The sequence below is a fragment of the Dactylosporangium sp. CA-052675 genome, from assembly GCF_050947935.1.
Lineage (GTDB): Bacteria > Actinomycetota > Actinomycetes > Mycobacteriales > Micromonosporaceae > Dactylosporangium.
Genome location: NZ_CP192010.1, coordinates 1,749,977 through 1,767,657, shown reverse-complemented (window position 1 = coordinate 1,767,657; position 17,681 = coordinate 1,749,977). Strand labels below are relative to the sequence as shown.

The 17,681-nt window shown below is 73.1% G+C and carries 13 protein-coding genes; 5 read left to right on the top strand and 8 right to left on the bottom strand.

The window, feature by feature from the left end:
* Positions 1 to 8: 8 nt before the first annotated feature.
* The gene (locus tag ACQP1P_RS07890) at positions 9 to 1,883 is read left to right on the top strand and encodes a hypothetical protein (RefSeq protein WP_433084519.1); all 1,875 of its coding nucleotides are present in this window, start codon (positions 9 to 11) and stop codon (positions 1,881 to 1,883) included.
* 9 nt (positions 1,884 to 1,892) lie between these two features.
* Complete coding sequence (locus ACQP1P_RS07885; RefSeq protein ID WP_433084517.1) at positions 1,893 to 2,888, top strand: ADP-ribosylglycohydrolase family protein; 996 nt, start codon at positions 1,893 to 1,895, stop codon at positions 2,886 to 2,888.
* Between the two features lie 51 nt (positions 2,889 to 2,939).
* Here ACQP1P_RS07885 and ACQP1P_RS07880 read toward each other — a convergent pair whose 3' ends face one another.
* From ACQP1P_RS07880 to ACQP1P_RS07870, 3 genes are all read right to left on the bottom strand, one after another.
* The gene (locus ACQP1P_RS07880) at positions 2,940 to 5,789 is read right to left on the bottom strand and encodes a vitamin B12-dependent ribonucleotide reductase (protein WP_433084515.1); all 2,850 of its coding nucleotides are present in this window, start codon (positions 5,787 to 5,789) and stop codon (positions 2,940 to 2,942) included.
* Between the two features lie 126 nt (positions 5,790 to 5,915).
* Entirely contained in the window at positions 5,916 to 6,428 is a 513-nt protein-coding gene (nrdR, locus tag ACQP1P_RS07875; RefSeq protein ID WP_433084512.1) for a transcriptional regulator NrdR, read from the bottom strand.
* A 340-nt stretch (positions 6,429 to 6,768) separates the two neighbouring features.
* Positions 6,769 to 7,092: a LysM peptidoglycan-binding domain-containing protein gene (locus ACQP1P_RS07870; RefSeq protein WP_433084509.1), complete on the bottom strand. Its 324-nt coding sequence runs from the start codon at positions 7,090 to 7,092 to the stop codon at positions 6,769 to 6,771.
* A gap of 509 nt (positions 7,093 to 7,601) precedes the next feature.
* Between ACQP1P_RS07870 and lexA the strand changes: the two genes are divergently transcribed.
* Positions 7,602 to 8,282, top strand: a complete 681-nt coding sequence (gene lexA / locus ACQP1P_RS07865) for a transcriptional repressor LexA (RefSeq protein ID WP_350622156.1) — start codon at positions 7,602 to 7,604, stop codon at positions 8,280 to 8,282.
* 694 nt (positions 8,283 to 8,976) lie between these two features.
* Here lexA and ACQP1P_RS07860 read toward each other — a convergent pair.
* Together ACQP1P_RS07860 and hflX are read right to left on the bottom strand one after the other, a co-directional pair.
* On the bottom strand, positions 8,977 to 10,659 hold the full coding sequence (locus tag ACQP1P_RS07860; RefSeq protein WP_433084507.1) for a hypothetical protein: 1,683 nt from the start codon (positions 10,657 to 10,659) through the stop codon (positions 8,977 to 8,979).
* Between the two features lie 87 nt (positions 10,660 to 10,746).
* Entirely contained in the window at positions 10,747 to 12,078 is a 1,332-nt protein-coding gene (gene hflX, locus ACQP1P_RS07855; protein WP_433089902.1) for a GTPase HflX, read from the bottom strand.
* 228 nt (positions 12,079 to 12,306) lie between these two features.
* Here hflX and ACQP1P_RS07850 point away from each other — a divergent pair, with 228 nt between their 5' ends.
* Positions 12,307 to 13,749: an NAD-dependent malic enzyme gene (locus ACQP1P_RS07850; RefSeq protein WP_433084505.1), complete on the top strand. Its 1,443-nt coding sequence runs from the start codon at positions 12,307 to 12,309 to the stop codon at positions 13,747 to 13,749.
* On the opposite strand, the gene dapF is transcribed toward ACQP1P_RS07850, so the two are convergent.
* The 3 genes from dapF to ACQP1P_RS07835 are packed head-to-tail and all read right to left on the bottom strand — an operon-like array spanning position 13,740 to position 16,172.
* Positions 13,740 to 14,594 carry a diaminopimelate epimerase gene (gene dapF / locus ACQP1P_RS07845; protein WP_433084503.1) on the bottom strand — a complete coding sequence of 285 codons (855 nt, stop codon included), beginning with the start codon at positions 14,592 to 14,594 and terminating at the stop codon, positions 13,740 to 13,742. The genes ACQP1P_RS07850 and dapF overlap by 10 nt on opposite strands.
* Before the next feature lie 4 nt (positions 14,595 to 14,598).
* A complete protein-coding gene (gene miaA, locus ACQP1P_RS07840; RefSeq protein WP_433084501.1) occupies positions 14,599 to 15,501 on the bottom strand; it encodes a tRNA (adenosine(37)-N6)-dimethylallyltransferase MiaA in 903 nt (300 codons plus the stop codon).
* Positions 15,498 to 16,172 (bottom strand): hypothetical protein, encoded by a 675-nt coding sequence (locus ACQP1P_RS07835; protein ID WP_433084499.1) that lies wholly within the window; start codon positions 16,170 to 16,172, stop codon positions 15,498 to 15,500. Before ACQP1P_RS07835 ends, miaA begins: the two co-directional genes overlap by 4 nt.
* A 196-nt stretch (positions 16,173 to 16,368) precedes the next feature.
* Here ACQP1P_RS07835 and ACQP1P_RS07830 point away from each other — a divergent pair, with 196 nt between their 5' ends.
* A complete protein-coding gene (locus ACQP1P_RS07830) occupies positions 16,369 to 17,577 on the top strand; it encodes a DUF349 domain-containing protein (RefSeq protein ID WP_433084497.1) in 1,209 nt (402 codons plus the stop codon).
* Positions 17,578 to 17,681 lie beyond the last annotated feature (104 nt).

The window sequence follows — 17,681 nt, the reverse complement described above, 5'->3', positions numbered from 1 at the left end:
ATCGTTACATGTACGTGCCGAACCCCTCCTCCCGGCGTGTTCAACTGCGCGTCGCCGCCCTGGTCGCGGCCGCGTGGCTGCTGGTCACGGCCCTGGTCGCGGCCCGCGCGGCGGCCGTCGTGCCGCCGCTGCTGCTGCTCGCGACGGCCTCGCTGCTGCGCGGCGGCCGCAGCCTCCTCGATCGGCTGATGCTCGCGGCCGCCGTGCTGCTCGGCGCCGCCTGCGCGGCCGGGCTGGGCTTCTCGGTCTGGCCGTGGGGGCTGCACCCGGTCGCGGTGGCCGGGACGGCCGCGACCGCCCTGATCCTGCTCGCCGCCGCGTCCGGGCGGCGCCCGAGCCTGCCCCGGCCGCGCTGGTCCGACGCGGTCGCGCTCGCCGCGGCCGGCGTCGTGGGCCTGGTCGCGGCGTGGCCGGTGTGGCACGCGGGGGCCGACCGGCGCCTGGCGATCATGCTCGACGGCGAGGACCTGGGCCGGCACGCGGCGGTCTTCGACGCGATCCGGCGCACCGGCGGCTACCTGTTCACCGACCACGCGCGGGCCGAGCGCTACGTCTACGGCGGCATGATCGACTACCCGCAGGGCTCGCACCTGCTGGCCGGGCTGCTCGACGGGTTCGTCCGGTCCTCGGGCTCCGATTTCGGCAGCGGTACCGCCATGCTGACCCACTATCTGTGGTTCACGATCGCCGGGTACACCTTCCTGGCTCTGGCCCTGGTCTGGGCGGCCCAGTGGGTCGCCGCGGGCGCGCTGACCCCGGCCCGGCGCCTGCCGCTGGCCGCGCTCGTCGCCGCCGTCTGCGCGGCCGGGGAAATGCTGGAGCTGCTGAGCTTCGGCTACCCGAGCCAGGTGCTGGGCCTGGCCGAGGCCGTCCTGCTGCTGGCGCTGCTCGTGCGGCCGCTCCCGCGCGTGCGCGACCAGCTGCTGCTCGTCGCCGCGCTGCTCACCGCGGTCGGCTTCACCTACTACCTCTACCTGCCGCCGGTCGGCCTGGCCGCGCTGATCTGGCTGGGTACGCACTGGCGGCGGGCCGCCCGCCGCCCGGTCGCGCTCGCCCTGGCCGCGCTGTGCGGGGTGGCCGCGGCCGCGCCGATGGCGTACGGGCTGCTCTTCGCCGACCAGGCCGGCGCGCTGTTCACGATCGGGTACCTGGTGCTGAGCCGCGACGCCCTGGCCGCCCTCGCCGCGCTGGTCGCGACCGGGCTGCTGACCCGGCGCGGGCGGCACAGCCGGATCTGGCGGCGCTACGCGCTCGCGTTCGTCCCCGTCGCCGCGTTCGCCGGGGTGCTGCTGGCCGGGCAGCGGATGTTCGGGGTCGGCAGCGGGTACTACGCGAACAAGGCGCTCTACCTCGTCTTCGCCCTGCTGCTCGTGGGCGCGGGCGCGGTCGCGCTGCACCTGCCGCCGCCGGCCGTGTCGCGGCGCCACCGCTCGCTGCCGGCGGCGGTGCCGGCCCTCGTCGCGATCGTGGCGCTGACCGGGGCCGGGCGGGGCGACACGCCGTACCAGCCCCAACCGGGCGGCTCCTGGGGACGCGCCTGGCTGGCCGGCCCGGTCGCGGCGCGCACGGACCAGGCCCGGCTGCTGCTGCGCGCGGCCGCGCGGCTGCCCGACGACGCCCCCGTGCTCGTCGTCGGCGATGACACGGGCTACGAGTCGTACCGGATGACGCTGTTCCTCTCCACGATCCAGCGCACGTCCGGCGCGACCGCGGGCGCGATCTACAACCACCTGCCGGTGACCGCCCCGGACCGCCTCGACGCCTCGGTCGCGTCGATGCCGGGCCCGGTGCGCCTCCTGGCGCTGTCCGACGCGGCCCAGGAGCGCGCCCGCGAGGTGTGCGCCCGTCACCCGGCGGCCCGCGTGGAGATCGTGCGGGTATAGCTTCGGCGCATGTCTGTGAAGGCTTCCCTGTTCGGTCTCGCGTTCGGCGACGCGCTCGGCAAACCCACGGAGTTCCGGTCCTACGCGGACATCGTGGCCACCTTCGGCCCGCGCGGCCCCCGCGACCTGCCGCCGGGCGCCCTGGTCACCGACGACACCCAGATGGCCCTGGCCGTCGCCGGCGCCGTCGAGCTCGCGCTCGCCGAGGGCCCGCTGAGCGCCGACCGGCTCGAGCCGCACCTGAACCGGCTGTTCGTCGCGTGGGCGCGCAGCCCCGAGAACAACCGGGCGCCCGGCAACACGTGCATGCAGGCGTGCGCCGCGCTGGAGCGCGGGAGGCCGTGGTGGGAGGCGACGGTGTCCGGCTCCAAGGGCTGCGGCGCGAACATGCGCGTCACCCCGCTGGGCCTGGTGCCGGGCCTGTCCGAGGACGAGCGCGCGGGCGCGTCGCAGCTGCAGGCCGCGCTCACCCACGGCCACCCGACCGGCCTGGCCGCCTCCGAGCTGACCGCCCTCGCGGTGCGCTGGCTGCTCGACGGCCTGGCCGTGGCCGAGCTCCCGGCGGCCCTGCGCGCCCGCTGTGACTCGCAGCGGCAGGTGTACCGCGGCGACTGGCTCGGCGACCAGCTCTGGCGGCGCTCGGCGGCCGGCTCGCCGGAGGCGTTCGCCGCGACCGGCTGGGACGAGTGCAAGGCGGCGCTCACCGGCCTGGAGGACGCCGTGCGCTTCGTCGGCCCGGACGCGGACCCGTGCGCGGCCGGCGGGGCGGGCTGGATCGCCGAGGAGGCCCTGGCCACGGCCGTGTACTGCCTGCTGCTCTTCCCCGCCTCCCCCGTCGACGTGGTCGCGCGCGGCGCCGCCTCCTCGGGCGACTCGGACTCGATCGCCTGCCTGGCGGGCGCCTTCGCCGGCGCGGTCAACGGCGAGGCGGGCTTCCCCGCGGACTGGTACGAGCGGATCGAGTACCGCACCGAGCTCGACCGCCTCGCGGCCGCCTGGTCCTGAACACGACGGTGCCCGGGTCCGCGCGCGGACCCGGGCACCGTGAGGCGTTCGTCAGCTGCAGCCGCTGGTGGAGCCGCAGCCCTCGCAGACGTAGCAGCTGCCAGCGGGGCGCATCTTCGTGCCGCAGGTGAAGCACAGCGGCGCGTCGGCCGCCTTGCCCTGGACCAGCTCCAGCAGCTCGGTCGAGGAGCCGATCCGCCGCGGCGGCTCGACCTCGGCCGGCTTCTTCTCGGCGGCGGCCGGCTTCTCCACCGGGGCCGAGTTGCGCATCTCGGTGAGGTCCACGTCCGAGTCGCCGGCGTTGCCCGCGGCCTCGGCGCGCAGCTGGGCCGCGCGCTCCGCCGAGGTCAGGATGCCCAGCTCCGAGCGGGTGTCGAAGTCGAGGAAGTCCAGCGCCAGGCGGCGGAAGATGTAGTCCATCACCGACGAGGCGAGGCGGATGTCCGGGTCGTCGGTCATGCCCGCCGGCTCGAAGCGCATGTTCACGAACTTCGAGACGTAGGTCTCCAGCGGCACGCCGTACTGCAGGCCGATCGAAATGGCGACCGAGAACGCGTCCATGACGCCGGCCAGGGTCGAGCCCTGCTTCGACATCTTGAGGAAGACCTCGCCGAGGCCGTCGTCGGGGTAGGACGAGGCGGTCAGGTAGCCCTCGGCCCCGGCGACGGAGAACGACACGGTCGAGCTCGGCCGCTTCTTCGGCAGCCGCTTGCGGACCGGACGGTACTCGATCACCTTCTCAGTCTTCACGACCTCCTGGACGACCGGCGCCGGTTCCTCCTTCTTCGACGAGGAGACCGCGGAGAGCGGCTGGCCGACCTTGCAGTTGTCGCGGTAGATCGCCAGCGCCTTGAGGCCGAGCTTCCAGCCCTGGTAGTAGATCTCCTCGACGTCCTCGACGGTCGCCGCCTCCGGCATGTTGACCGTCTTGGAGATGGCGCCGGAGATGAACGGCTGGATGGCCGCCATCATCCGCACGTGGCCCATCGGCGCGATGGTCCGCTCGCCCATGGCGCAGTCGAAGACGCTGTAGTGCTCGAGCTTGAGCCCGGGCGCGTCGACGACGTGGCCGTGCGCCGAGATGTGCTCGACGATCGCCTCGACCTGCTCCTCCTGGTACCCGAGGGTGCGCAGGGCGCGCGGCACGGTCTGGTTGACGATCTGCATCGAGCCGCCGCCGACGAGCTTCTTGAACTTGACCAGGGCCAGGTCGGGCTCGACGCCGGTGGTGTCGCAGTCCATCATGAGGCCGATGGTGCCGGTCGGGGCGAGGACGCTGGCCTGCGAGTTGCGCCAGCCGTTCTTGGCGCCGATCTCGTTGCCGAGCGCCCACTGGGCCGTGGCCGCGTCCTTGATGGCGGCGTCGACGGCGCCGACGGTACCGATGACGGCGTTGGCCTCGGCGTGCTTGTGCATGACGCGGGCGTGCGCGGTCGCGTTGCGGGCGTAGCCGTCGTAGGCGCCGACGACCCCGGCCAGCTCGGCCGAGCGCCGGTACGCGGTGCCCGTCATGAGGCTGCTGATCGACGCCGCGACGGCCCGGCCGCCCTCGGAGTCGTACGCGAGGCCGCTGGCCATGAGCAGCGCGCCCAGGTTCGCGTAGCCGATGCCGAGCTGGCGGTACGCGCGGCTGGTCTCGCCGATCTTGTCGGTCGGGAAGTCGGCGAAGGAGATGGAGATGTCCATCGCGGTGATGACCAGCTCGACCGACTTCACGAACCGCTCGACGGCGAACGTGCCGTCGGCGTTGAGGTACTTCAGCAGGTTCAGCGAGGCCAGGTTGCAGCTGGAGTTGTCCAGGTGCATGTACTCGCTGCAGGGGTTCGACGCGGTGATCCGCCCGGTCTCGGGGCACGTGTGCCAGGCGTTGATCGTGTCGTCGTACTGGATGCCGGGGTCGGCGCACTCCCACGCGGCCTGGGCGAGCTTGCGGAACAGCTCCTTGCCCTTGACGGTGGAGATGACGCTGTTGTCGAGGCGCGAGCGCAGCCCGAACTCGGTGTCGTCCTCGACGGACTGCATGAACTCGGCCGTGACGCGCACCGAGTTGTTGGCGTTCTGGTACTGCACGCTCACGATGTCGCGGCCGCCGAGGTCCATGTCGAAGCCGGCGTCGCGCAGGGCCCGGATCTTGTCCTCTTCGCGGGCCTTGGTCTCGATGAACTCCTCCACGTCGGGGTGGTCGACGTCGAGGATGACCATCTTGGCCGCGCGGCGGGTGGCGCCGCCGCTCTTGATCGTCCCCGCCGAGGCGTCCGCGCCACGCATGAACGACACCGGGCCGCTGGCGGTGCCGCCGCTGGTCAGCAGCTCCTTGGAGGAGCGGATCCGGGACAGGTTCACGCCGGAGCCGGAGCCGCCCTTGAAGATCAGCCCCTCCTCCTTGTACCAGTCGAGGATCGAGTCCATCGAGTCGTCGACCGAGAGGATGAAGCAGGCGCTGACCTGCTGCGGCGACGTGGTGCCGACGTTGAACCAGACCGGCGAGTTGAAGCTGAACACCTGGTGCAGCAGCATCCAGGTCAGCTCGTGGCCGAAGATCTCGGCGTCGCGCTCGGTCGCGAAGTAGCCGTGCTCCCGGCCGGCCTTCGTGTAGGTCGTCACGACGCGGTCGATCAGCTGGCGCAGCGACTGCTCACGCTGCGGGGTGCCGACGGCGCCGCGGAAGTACTTGGTGGTGACGATGTTGGCGGCGTTGACGCTCCACGACGCCGGGAACTCGACGCCCCGCTGCTCGAAGTTGATCGAGCCGTCCCGCCAGTTCGTCATGACGATGTCGCGACGCTCCCACGTCACCTCGTCGTAGGGGTGGACCCCCTCGGTCGTCCAGACGCGCTCGACCCGCAGCCCCTCCCGCTGGTCCTTGCGCGCTGTTGCCTTCGTCTTCGTCTCCCCCGCCATGCGCGGCCCCCTCAGTCAGCGTCATCATCGGTACCGCATGTGCGTACCGTTAGGTGTTTTGTGCTTTTTGTCCGCTTTACCGGGCCCACTCGGCCCATGTGCCCTGCTCAGTGCGTTTTGCTGGTGTCAGCCGACCCGCGCGGCCGGCACCGTGGAGCCGTCCCCCGGCGACTCGCGCTCCCGCGCCGGCGCCTCCGCCCCGGCCCGCAGCGCCGCGATCTCCCGCTCGAAGTCGCCGAGCGAGTCGAACGACCGGTACACGCTGGCGAAGCGCAGGTAGGCCACCTCGTCGAGGTCCCGCAGCGGCGCGAGGATGGCCAGCCCGACCTCGTGGCTGGGCAGCTCCGCCGCGCCCCGGGCCCGGACCGTCTCCTCGACCTTCTGCGCGAGCACCGCGATGGCGTCCTCGTCGACGGGCCGGCCCTGGCACGCCTTGCGCACCCCGGCGATGATCTTCGTCCGGCTGAACGGCTCGGTGACCCCGCTGCGCTTGACCACGGCGAGCACCGCCTCCTCGACGGTGGTGAACCGTCGCCCGCACTCCGGGCAGGACCGGCGGCGGCGGATGATCTGACCGTCCTCGGCCTCCCGGGAGTCGACCACCCGCGAGTCGGCGTGCCGGCAGTACGGGCACCGCATGTCGATGGACCTCTCTCCACAGTACGCCGGGCAGTCCGGACAAACGGGCACACCGAACCGGACGAGCGCCCTCGTGAGGCCTGCTCGCCGGTTCACTACAGCCAGTGAACAGAGGCTGCCGAATCCACAACCTGTGGACGACTTACACCCCTGTAACTACTACATCTAGGGGTAGACGCTATGCCGATGCCTACGTCGACGCAAGTCAAACGAGGATCCCGACTCTTTTGTGTCGCGAGTCTCAAGAGCCGGGCCGCTCCCGGCTTGACGTATCGGTTTTATACCGCGACGGGCGAAATATCCGGCAAAGGGTGATTGCGAGCGATTTTCCGGAACCGGCTCAGCGGCGGCGGGGCAGGACGAGCCGCTGCCCGGCGGCGATGTCGTAGCCGCTGAGGTCGTTGAGCCGGCGGATCTCCTCCACCGTCGCGTCGCGGCCCTCGCGGCCCTTGGTGCGCGTGGCGATGTCCCAGAGCGTGTCGCCCGGCTGCACGATGACCGTCGGCGCCGGCCCCGACGGCGGGTCGGCGGCCTGCCCGGGCGCGGAGACCAGCGCCACGAGACCGCCGGTGATCGCCAGCAGGAACCCGAACACCACGACCCGCCCCCGTCCGGTGAGGCGAATCGGCGCGCTGCTGTGCCCGTTTTCGGCCCGCCGTCCCATGTCGACCCCCTTTTGCGTACACGCGTTCGATCGAACAGCCGTACGATGGTCTATCAGAGGGAGAAGACCCGTGTCGAGGCAACTCGCCGAAAAATCGGCGCGCCACGTAGTACAGATGTTTGAAACTGCCCGACCCCGGCGTTACGGTGATCCACACACGATCGGCCTTCGATCGGGACAACCGGATCTACGCGACATCCGGGCCTCCGCACCCGCGGGAGCCGCCACACCCCCGGTTTCCGCGCGCGCGGGAGCCACCGATGCGACAACCGGGACCGCAACCCGCGCGGGCCCCCGGGTGACGGGCCACCCCACGGCTCGTCAGCAGGCGCGGCGAACGCCCCGCGACTGCCAACACGAGGGAGGACGACGTGTCAGCCGACGACCGCACCGACGCACCCGCGACTGAGCCGGACGAGCTCATCGACGGCCCCGGCGCCGAGGTCACCGCCATCGCCGGCCGCGCGGGCGCCAAGCGCTCCACCCGCCGCCGCGGCGGTGAGCCGGAGATGCGCGCGGTCACCGCCGTGGTCAGCGCCTTCCCCGACCTCTTCGCGGCCGACCTGACCGTCCGCCAGCGCCGCATCCTCGAGTTCATCCGCGCCGCCGTGGAGCGCAACGGCTACCCGCCGAGCGTGCGCGAGATCGGCGAGGCCGTGGGTCTGGTGTCGCCCTCGAGCGTGGCCTACCAGCTCAAGGAGCTGGAGCGGAAGGGCTACCTGCGCCGCGACCCCAACCGCCCCCGGGCCGTGGACGTCCGGCCGCCGAGCGAGCTGGTGACGGTCGACGAGGAGGCCGCCCGCGCCGCGCGCCCCGCGCCCGCCTACGTGCCCGTCCTCGGCCGCATCGCCGCCGGTGGGCCGATCCTGGCCGAGCAGGCGGTGGAGGACGTCTTCCCGCTGCCCCGCGAGCTCGTCGGCGAGGGCACGCTCTTCATGCTCCAGGTCAAGGGCGACTCGATGCTGGACGCGGCCATCTGCGACGGCGACTGGGTGGTCGTGCGCCAGCAGCCCAACGCCAACAACGGCGACATCGTGGCCGCCATGCTCGACGGCGAGGCGACGGTGAAGACCTACCGCAACCGCGACGGCCACGTGTGGCTCATGCCGCAGAACGCCGCCTTCGACCCGATCCAGGGCGACCAGGCGACGATCCTGGGCCGCGTCGTCACGGTGGTCCGCCGCATCTGACCTGCAGCCCGCCCCCCTCCATAGCCCGCGCCGACCGCCGCTCGTGTCACCACACCGGGCGGCGGTTTCCGTCTGCCCGGACGGGCACACGCCGACGTCGTCCAGCAACCGGCCGCGCGTTCGTCTCGCAGCCGGGATCCCACCGTCGCGCACGCCGTCTGTCGAGGTCATCGATCCCGGCGCGCGGGCCCGTCCGCGCTCGCATCGACGCCGCCGCTCCAGGTCATCGAGCGGCGCGCGGCTCCGTCCGCGCTCGCATCACCGCCGCCGACCGTCCGCTACGGACCGATCGACGGCCCGCCGGGATCCAGGAACCCCCCGGCCACCATGACGAGCCCGTGCGGCCGGCGCGGGTCCAGCCGGTGCATGCCGCCCGCAGTCGCCGGGACGCCCGCCGTCGACAAGGAGGACGGGCTACACCACGGCCGGCGGCAACGCTTCGGGCCGCAGCCAAGGAGCGCGCCGCCGGCCGCGCGGCGCATCGCCGGCACGACCGCCGACGGCGTCTCCCGGCCAGCTCGCGCCGCGCGCTCGTCCGGGACGACGGCGTCGGCGCGTGCGGCCCAGCTCGCGCCGCGCGCGCGTCCGGGACGACGGCGTCGGCGCGTGCGGCCCACCTGTCGCCGAACTCGTGACCTGCACACGATCCGCAAGGGCATCCCGCCGCGGGCGGAAGCCCTCCGGCCCGGGTCCGTCAGCGGTGCGGGGCGTAGCCGCGGTCGTAGCCGCCCTGATCCCCGGGCCCGTAGCCGCCGCGGCCGCCGCGCGGCGGGGGGCCCTGCGCGAAGCCGCGCTGGTCGCCACCGCCACCGCCGTAGACGCCGCCACCGCCACCCTGGCCGCCGCCTCCGCCGCCGCCGTAGACGTTGCCGCCGCCATCCCGGCCGCCACCGCTACCGCCACCACCGCCGTAGACGCCGCCGCCCTGGCGATTCCCGGGCCGCTCGGCACCGCCGCCACCGCCGCCGTAGACACCGCCGCCGCCCTGGCCGCCCCCGCCGCCACCGCCACCGCCACCGCCGCCGCCGCCGCCGTAGACGTTGCCGCCGCCGTCCCGGCCGCCGCCACCGCCGTACACCCCGCCACCACGGCCGCCCGGACCGCCGGGCCCGCCCGGACCGCCGCCGTAGACCCCGGGTCCGCCGGGACCGCCGGGACCGCCCGAGCCGCCGCTTCCGTAGACCCCGGGAGCGCCGCCGCCGACCGCGGCCGGCATCGCGAAGTCGTCGTCGGGTGCGTCCCCACGGCCGTTGCCGGTGCCCGCCCCCGCCGCGCGCCGGGTCGCGCGGGAGCGGCGGATGCCCACCACGCCCGCGATGACGAGGCCGAGGCCGATGACGCCGAGCGCGGCGACCGCGTAGGTGATGTCCTGCAGGGTGAGCGACTGCAGGAACGACTGCTCCTTGGCCTTCGGCGCGGGCACGTTCCCGCCGTTGCCGGTCGGGACCGAGATGTCCGTCGGCGTGTACTTCAGCAGCGGCGCCTTCTTCGACGAGTCCTGGTCGGAGGCGGTCACGTAGTTCTTGCCGTCCGGCGTGTAGGTGATCGCCTCGCCCTGCGGCTCGTTCGGCAGCGGCGTGATGCGCGGCTTGCCCGTGGTCAGGGCCTTGATGACGTCGCCGCCGGGAACGTCGAACTCGTAGGCGTCCGACAGTGTGCGCACGACGACCTTGGAGCCGTCGGGCGAGGCCGCCGCGCCCGTGATGAGCTTCCAGCCGAGCAGCCCGAGCGGGTTGGAGGTCTTGGTGTCGACCAGCGCCTTGAAGTCGCCGGCCTTGCGCAGCTTCACGCCCTCCTTGGTGTTGGGCACGAGCGCTTTCTCGGCGACGTAGATCTCGTTGGGCGCCGCCTTGGTGATGATGATCGGCAGGCCGTCGCCGGTGAGCAGCAGGGCCTCGGCGTCGTGCTTCTTGCCGTCCGGGTAGGTCAGCCGGTTGACCACGGGGGTCGTGGAGCCGGCCGCCAGGGTCCAGATCGCCACCGTCGGCCGCGCCGTCTTCGAGCCGCCCGAGGACTCGTCGTTGTCGCCGATGTCGGCGATGTAGAGCGTGCCGTTCTTGTCCAGGGCGGCGTCCTCGGGGTCGATCGCCCGGCCCGGGTCGTACTTGATCGTCTTGGTGAGCTTGCAGCCGGCGTCGAGCACGAAGATCTTGGACCGGGCCGGGTCGGGCTGGCTGTCCTGGATGGCGTAGTAGCCGCCGTCGGGGATGGCGACGAGGCCGGAGACCTCGTTCACGTCCTTCGAGCTCGGGGTGCAGACGGCGGTGCCCGCTCCGGCCGCCGCCGAGGGCGTCGGCGCATAGGCCGCGGCCGGTGCGGAGACGCCGGCGGAGAGACAGAGCACCGCAGCCGAACTGAGCACCACCCGTCGTCGCATCCCGCAAGTCTGGCAGAGCCGGACCGGCTTTGGGGTTGCCCGGTCCGGCTGTCACTCCAGGTAACCAGCCTCAGCAACGCAGCGTAATCACGAGGACATGGCGTACGGGGCGAGCTCCGCGGCCAGGCCCTCGGTGACCCGCGCCCGGATGCGCGTGCCCTCGGCCAGGTGGGCGGTCTCGAGGACCTCACCGATCGAGTGGACCCGGGCGACGAGGTCGCCGCGCTCGTACGGCACCACGGCCGTCAGCTCGATGGCCGGCCACGGCAGCCCCTCCTCGATCGCCGCGCGCACGTCGTCGATGCCGGCGCCGGTGCGGGCGGAGGCGAAGACGGCCGCGGGCCACAGGCCCTTGAGCCGCAGCTGCGTCTCCTCGTCGGCCGCGTCGACCTTGTTGATGACCAGCAGCTCCGGCACCGCGTCCGCGCCGACCTCGGCGAGCACCTCGCGCACGGCCCGGACCTGCGACTCGGGGTCGGGGTGGGAGCCGTCGACCACGTGCAGGACCAGGTCGGCCTCGGCGACCTCCTCCAGCGTGGACCGGAAGGCCTCGACGAGCTGGTGCGGCAGGTGCCGGACGAACCCGACGGTGTCCGAGAGCGTGTAGATCCGCCCGTCGGCGGCCCGCGCCCGGCGCGTGGTGGTGTCCAGCGTGGCGAACAGCGCGTCCTCGACCAGCACGCCCGCCCCGGTGAGGCGGTTGAGCAGGCTGGACTTGCCGGCGTTGGTGTAGCCGGCGATCGCCACCGCGGGCACCCGGTTGCGCCGCCGCGTCGCCCGCTTGGTGTCGCGGATGGTCGCCATCGCCGCGATCTCCCGCTTGAGCCGCGAGATGCGCGTGCGGATGCGCCGCCGGTCGATCTCCAGCTTGGTCTCACCGGGGCCGCGCAGGCCCACGCCGCCGTTGCCGCTGGCCGAGCCGCCCGCCTGCCGGCTGAGCGCCTCACCCCAGCCCCGCAGGCGCGGCAGGAAGTACTGCAGCTGCGCCAGCTCGACCTGGGCCTTGCCCTCCTTGCTCTTGGCGTGCTGGGCGAAGATGTCGAGGATCAGCGCCGTGCGGTCGATGACCTTGACGTTGACCCGCGACTCCAGCTGCCGTAGCTGTGACGGGGATAGCTCGCCGTCGCAGATGACGGTGTCGGCCCCGCTGCTCTGCACCACGGCGCGCAGCTCGTCGACCTTGCCCCGGCCGATGAAGGTGGCCGAGTCGGGCCGGCTGCGGCGCTGGATGAGCCCGTCGAGGACCTGGGAGCCGGCGGTCTCGGCGAGCGCGGCCAGCTCGGTGAGGGAGTTCTCGGCGTCGGTGACGCTGCCCTCGGTCCAGACCCCGACCAGCACGACGCGCTCGAGGCGCAGCTGGCGGTATTCGACCTCGGTGACGTCCGAGAGCTCGGTGGACAGCCCGGCGACGCGCCGCAGGGCGTGCCGCTCCTCGAGTTCGAGATCGCCGTCGTCAACGAAGTCCTCGAACTCCTCGGCGTCCGCGTCGTAGGCGTCTGCGGAAAAGCTCGTTCGTGCGCGCAAAGCAAACTCTCCTCGATGATCCGGCAATCGACCCGTCAATCGTGACACCTGTGCGGGCAAGACGGCACTTGATATCCGCACCCGGTGCGAACGGCGGGCGATGCGGAGGGTGAGAATGGGCTCGTGACACCAGCCACACACAGATTACCCAGCGCCGGGTTCTCCATCACTGTCCGTGTCTCCGTCATCGCCGACGCGTCCGCCATCGGCCGGCTGACCACCTCGGTCGGCGAGTCGGGCGGCATCGTCACCGCCGTGGACGTCGTCGACTCCGACAGCGCCAACGTGGTCGTCGACCTCACCTGCGACACCGCCGACTCCGCCCACGCCGAGCAGGTCGTGGCCGACCTCGAGAAGCTCGACGGGGTCGACGTGCGCAAGGTCTCCGACCGCACGTTCCTGCTGCACCTGGGCGGCAAGATCGAGGTCGCGCCCAAGGTCGCGCTGCGCAACCGCGACGAGCTCTCCCGCGCCTACACCCCCGGGGTCGCCCGGGTGTGCCTGGCCATCGCGGAGAACCCCGAGGACGCGCGCCGCCTCACGATCAAGCGCAACACCGTCGCCGTGGTCACCGACGGCTCGGCCGTGCTCGGCCTCGGCAACATCGGGCCCTACGCGGCGATGCCGGTCATGGAGGGCAAGGCCGCGCTGTTCAAGCGCTTCGGCGGCGTCGACGCCTGGCCGGTCGTGCTCGACACCCAGGACACCGACGAGATCATCGCCATCGTGAAGGCGATCGCCCCCGCGTACGGCGGGATCAACCTCGAGGACATCGCCGCGCCGCGCTGCTTCGAGATCGAGGAGCGGCTGCGCGAGCAGCTCGACATCCCCGTCTTCCACGACGACCAGCACGGCACGGCCATCTGCGTGCTGGCCGCGCTGACGAACGCGCTGCGCGTGGTGGGCAAGCCGATCGGGCGGGTGAAGGTCGTGGTGAGCGGGGCGGGCGCCGCCGGCACAGCCATCATGAAGCTCCTGCTGCGCCAGGGCGTCGGCGACGTGATCGCGACCGACCGGCCCGGCGCCCTGCACCGCGGCATGACCGGCCTGTCGGGCGCGTGGCAGTGGCTCGCCGAGCACACCAACCGGGAGAACTACGCGGGTGACCTGCGCGGGGCCCTGCGCGGCGCCGACGTGTTCATCGGGGTGAGCGCGCCGAACCTGCTCACCGGCGACGACATCGCCACGATGGCCAAGGACTCGATCGTCTTCGCGCTGGCCAACCCCGACCCCGAGGTCGACCCGCGGGCGGCCCGCGAGCACGCCGCGATCGTCGCCACCGGCCGCTCCGACCAGCCGAACCAGATCAACAACGTGCTCGCGTTCCCCGGCGTGTTCCGGGGCATGCTCGACGCCCAGGCCCGCGAGTTCACCGACGAGATGGCCCTCGCGGCCGCGCGCGCGATCGCGGACACGGTCGGCGAGGACAAGCTCAACCCGACGGTCATCGTGCCGAGCGTCTTCGACGCGCGGGTCTCCCCCGCGGTCGCCGCGGCCGTGCGGGCCGCCGCGAAGGGCCCTCAGCTGGACTCGACCCCCGACGGGGAGCCTCCGGCTCAGGAGTAGGTGGGCGCCAGCTGCCGGACGGCCTGCGCGTCGACGTCGCCGTGCGCGACGATGACCGCAGGCCCCCGCAGCAGGCACTCGACCGGCGACACGGTCACGGTGAGCCGGCCGCCGAGCACGTCGACGACCACGGTGCCGGACTCCAGCCCGGCGTGGTGCACCGCGACCGCGGCGACCGCGCACGCGCCCGAGCCGCAGGACTGCGTCTCGCCGGAGCCGCGCTCGTAGACGCGCATCCGGCGGTAGAGGTCGGCGCCGGCCGGGGCCGGGCCCACGGCGGCGAACTCGACGTTCACCCCGGCCGGGAAGATCAGCGGGTCGGTCACGGGCGCCCGGGTGAGGTCGAGCCCGTCCAGGGTCGGCTCGTCCACGGGGCACACGAGGTGCGGGTTGCCGACGTCGACCGCGGTGCCGCCGAGGCTCGTGCCGGTCGTGACGGCCTCACTCTGGACGTACACCCGGGGAACCGGCATGCCGGCCGTGATCTCCTCGCCCATGGTGACCGGCACCACACCGGCCCGGGTCACCAGGTCGAACGTGCCCTCGGGGGCGACCAGGCCGGCCTCGGCGAGGTAGCGCGCGTAGACGCGGACCCCGTTGCCGCACATCTCCGACTGCGAGCCGTCGGCGTTCCAGTAGTCCATGAACCACTCGGCGCCCGCCGAGGACGCCTCCGCGTCCGGGTGGGCGGCGCTGCGCACGACCCGCAGGACGCCGTCGGCGCCGATGCCGCGGCGCCGGTCGCACAGGGCGGCGACGAGGGCCGGGGTCAGGGGCAGGGTGCCGTCGGGGTCGGGCAGGATGACGAAGTCGTTGCCCGTGCCGTGGCCTTTCGCGAAGCGCATGGCGTCAATCTTGCCGCACGGCGCGCAGGGCCGCCCGCGTGATGTCGGCCGCCGCGCCGTCGAGCCAGATGATCCGCTCGTCGCGGCGGAACCAGGACCGTTGCCGCCGCACGAAGCGCCGGGTGGCACGGGCCGTCTCCGCGCGGGCCTCCTCGGGGCCGCAGAGCCCGTCGAGGAGGTTCATGATCTGGCGGTACCCCAGGGCGCCGCTCGCCGTGCGCCCCTCCCGCAGCCCCCGGTCGAGCAGGCCGCGGACCTCCGCCACGAAGCCGAGCGCCCACATGTGCTCGACCCGCGCGTCGATCCGCGCGTCCAGCACCGCCGTGTCGACGTCGACGCCGAGATGGACGGCGTCGTACACCGGGCGGGGCTGCGGCAGCTGCGCGGTGAAGGCGGTGCCGGTGAGCGCGTTGACCTCCAGGGCGCGCACGATGCGCCGGCCGTTGCTGGGCAGGATGCGCCCGGCCGCGACCGGGTCGGCGGCCAGCAGCCGGGCGTACAGCGGCGCCGGCCCGTGCTCGTCCAGCTCCCGCTCCAGCTCGGCGCGCAGCTCGGGGTCGGTGCCGGGGAAGTCGAAGTCCTCGAGCACGGCCCGCACGTAGAGGCCGGAGCCGCCGACCAGCAGCGGGACGCGGCCGCGGGCGGCGATGTCGTCGATGGCGGCGCGGGCGAGCCCCTGGTAGACGGCCACGCTGGCGGGCTCGGTGACGTCCCAGATGTCCAGGACGTGGTGCGGGACGCCGCCCCGCTCGGCCTCGGTGAGCTTGGCGGTGCCGATGTCCATGCCGCGGTACAGCTGCATGGAGTCGGCGTTGACGACCTCGCCGCCGAGCTCCTCCGCGAGGCGCAGGCTCAGCGCCGACTTGCCCGCGGCCGTCGGCCCGACGATCGCGACGACGGGCCTCATGCCGCCCACGTGGCCACGAAGTAGGCGACACCGTACGGAGCGGAGTCGTACAGTAACTCCCCCCGCATCTCACCCTCGGCCGCGCCGGCCAGGACCTGCCACGGCGCGCGGCCGGCGACGAGCAGCTCGTCGGCCAGGGCCGGGTCGAGCGCGGCGAGCGCGGCGGCGTCGGCCCCGGCGAGGGCGGCGGCGACGGTCGCGTCGAAGGCCTCGGCGCGCGGGTCGAAGAAGCCGGGGGCCTTGTCGGTACGGCAGGCCGAGCCGTCGCCGAGCACCAGCAGCCCGACGCGCTCGGCCTCCGCGGCGAGGTCGCGGCCGAGGCGCGCGCACTCCCCGGGTGCGGCATCGGCGGCGACGGACTGGAAGTTTCCGGCGCCCGGCATCAGGTAGGCACCGATGAGCAGGCTGAGGGGCAGGGGCTCGCCCGCCGGGTCGCCGATGTGCCGGTCGATGCCCCACGGGGATAGGGTCCCCCCGAACGGGGCCGCACGGCGTACCGTCGTGGTATCAGAACCGAGAACGATGAGCGAGTCGATCGAGGCATCCGCCAGGTGCGCCACCGCGGCGCGGCAGGCCGCCCGCAGGTCGTCGAGCTCGGAGGCGGCCCCGGCGGCCAGGTCCGGCACGAGGAGTGGCGGATGTGGGCAGACCGCGGCGGCGACGAGTGACACGGCTTAACGTTATCGGGGACGGTCTCTGCGCAACCGTGTGGCCTGTGAATGGCACCGGAATGGTCACGGTTCGGCCGCAGGCCCTCGACCGGCCCCGGGGCACACCTGTGAGAATGCCCTGGGGAACTTTGCTGTGCGATGGCGGCGTGACGGTGGGATACCCGATCCTACGGGCGCCGGGAGCGAGGATGGGCAGATGAGCGACCCTACGGAGTTTGGACGGATCGACACCGACGGCAACGTCTTCGTGAAGACGGCCGCCGGTGAGCGCCCAATCGGGTCCTGGCAGGCCGGGACACCCGAGGAGGGCCTGGCCCACTTCGCCCGCCGGTTCGCCGACCTGGTGACCGAGGTCGACCTGATCGAGGCGAGGCTCGGCAGCGGCGCCGCCGACGCCGGCCAGTCCCTGTCCACCATCCGGCGCCTGCGCAGCGGCCTCGACGAGGCCCACGTCGTCGGTGACATCGACGGGCTGGCCGCCCGGCTGGACAAGCTCACGGCGATCGCCGAGGAGAAGGCCGGAGCCGCGCGGGCCGCCCGCGACGCGGCCCGGGCCGAGTCGCTCGCCCGCAAGACCGCCCTGGTCGAGGAGGCCGAGGCCATCGCGGCCGACGCCACCGGCTGGAAGACGGCCGGCGACCGGCTCAAGGAGATCCTCGACGAGTGGAAGTCGATCCACGGCGTCGAGAAGAAGGCCGAGAGCGAGCTCTGGAAGCGCTACGCCGCCGCTCGCGACGCCTTCACCCGCCGCCGCGGGGCCCACTTCGCCACCCTGGACGCCTCCCGCAAGCAGGCCCAGGGCCGCAAGGAGGAGCTCGTCGTCGAGGCCGAGAGCCTGTCCGAGTCCACCGAGTGGAACGCGACGGCGGCGCGCCTCAAGGACCTCATGACCGAGTGGAAGGCCGCCCCGCGCGCCGCGAAGGACACGGAGCAGAAGCTCTGGGAGCGCTTCCGGGCCGCTCAGGACGCCTTCTTCAAGCGGCGCAGCGAGGTATTCTCGGCTCGGGACGCCGAGTTCAAGGGCAACCTCGACCGCAAGCAGGAGCTCCTGGCCCAGGCCGAGGCCCTCGACATCGACGGCGACCCGAAGGGCGCGCAGAACAAGCTCCGCGAGATCCAGGGCAACTGGCACGACGTGGGCCGCGTGCCCCGCGAGTCGCAGGCCGGCCTGGACCGCCGTCTCCGCGCCGTCGAGGACAAGGTCAAGGCCGCGATGGACGCGGCGTGGCGGCGCACCCCGCCCGAGGCCAGCCCGCTGCTCGCCCAGATGCGCGAGCAGGTGGCGCGGGCGGAGCAGCAGCTGGCGAGCGCCCAGGCCGCCGGCGACCAGCGGCGCATCAAGGAGGCCGAGAAGGCGCTCGAGTCGAAGCGCAAGTTCCTGGCCATGGCGGAGCACACCGGCTGACGGACTTCTCCGGTGACGGGCAGCGCCCCGTCCGACATAGAAAGTTGACCACTACACGCCGCGTGCGTGTAGTGGTCAACGCTTTTCTGCCCCGATACGCGGGC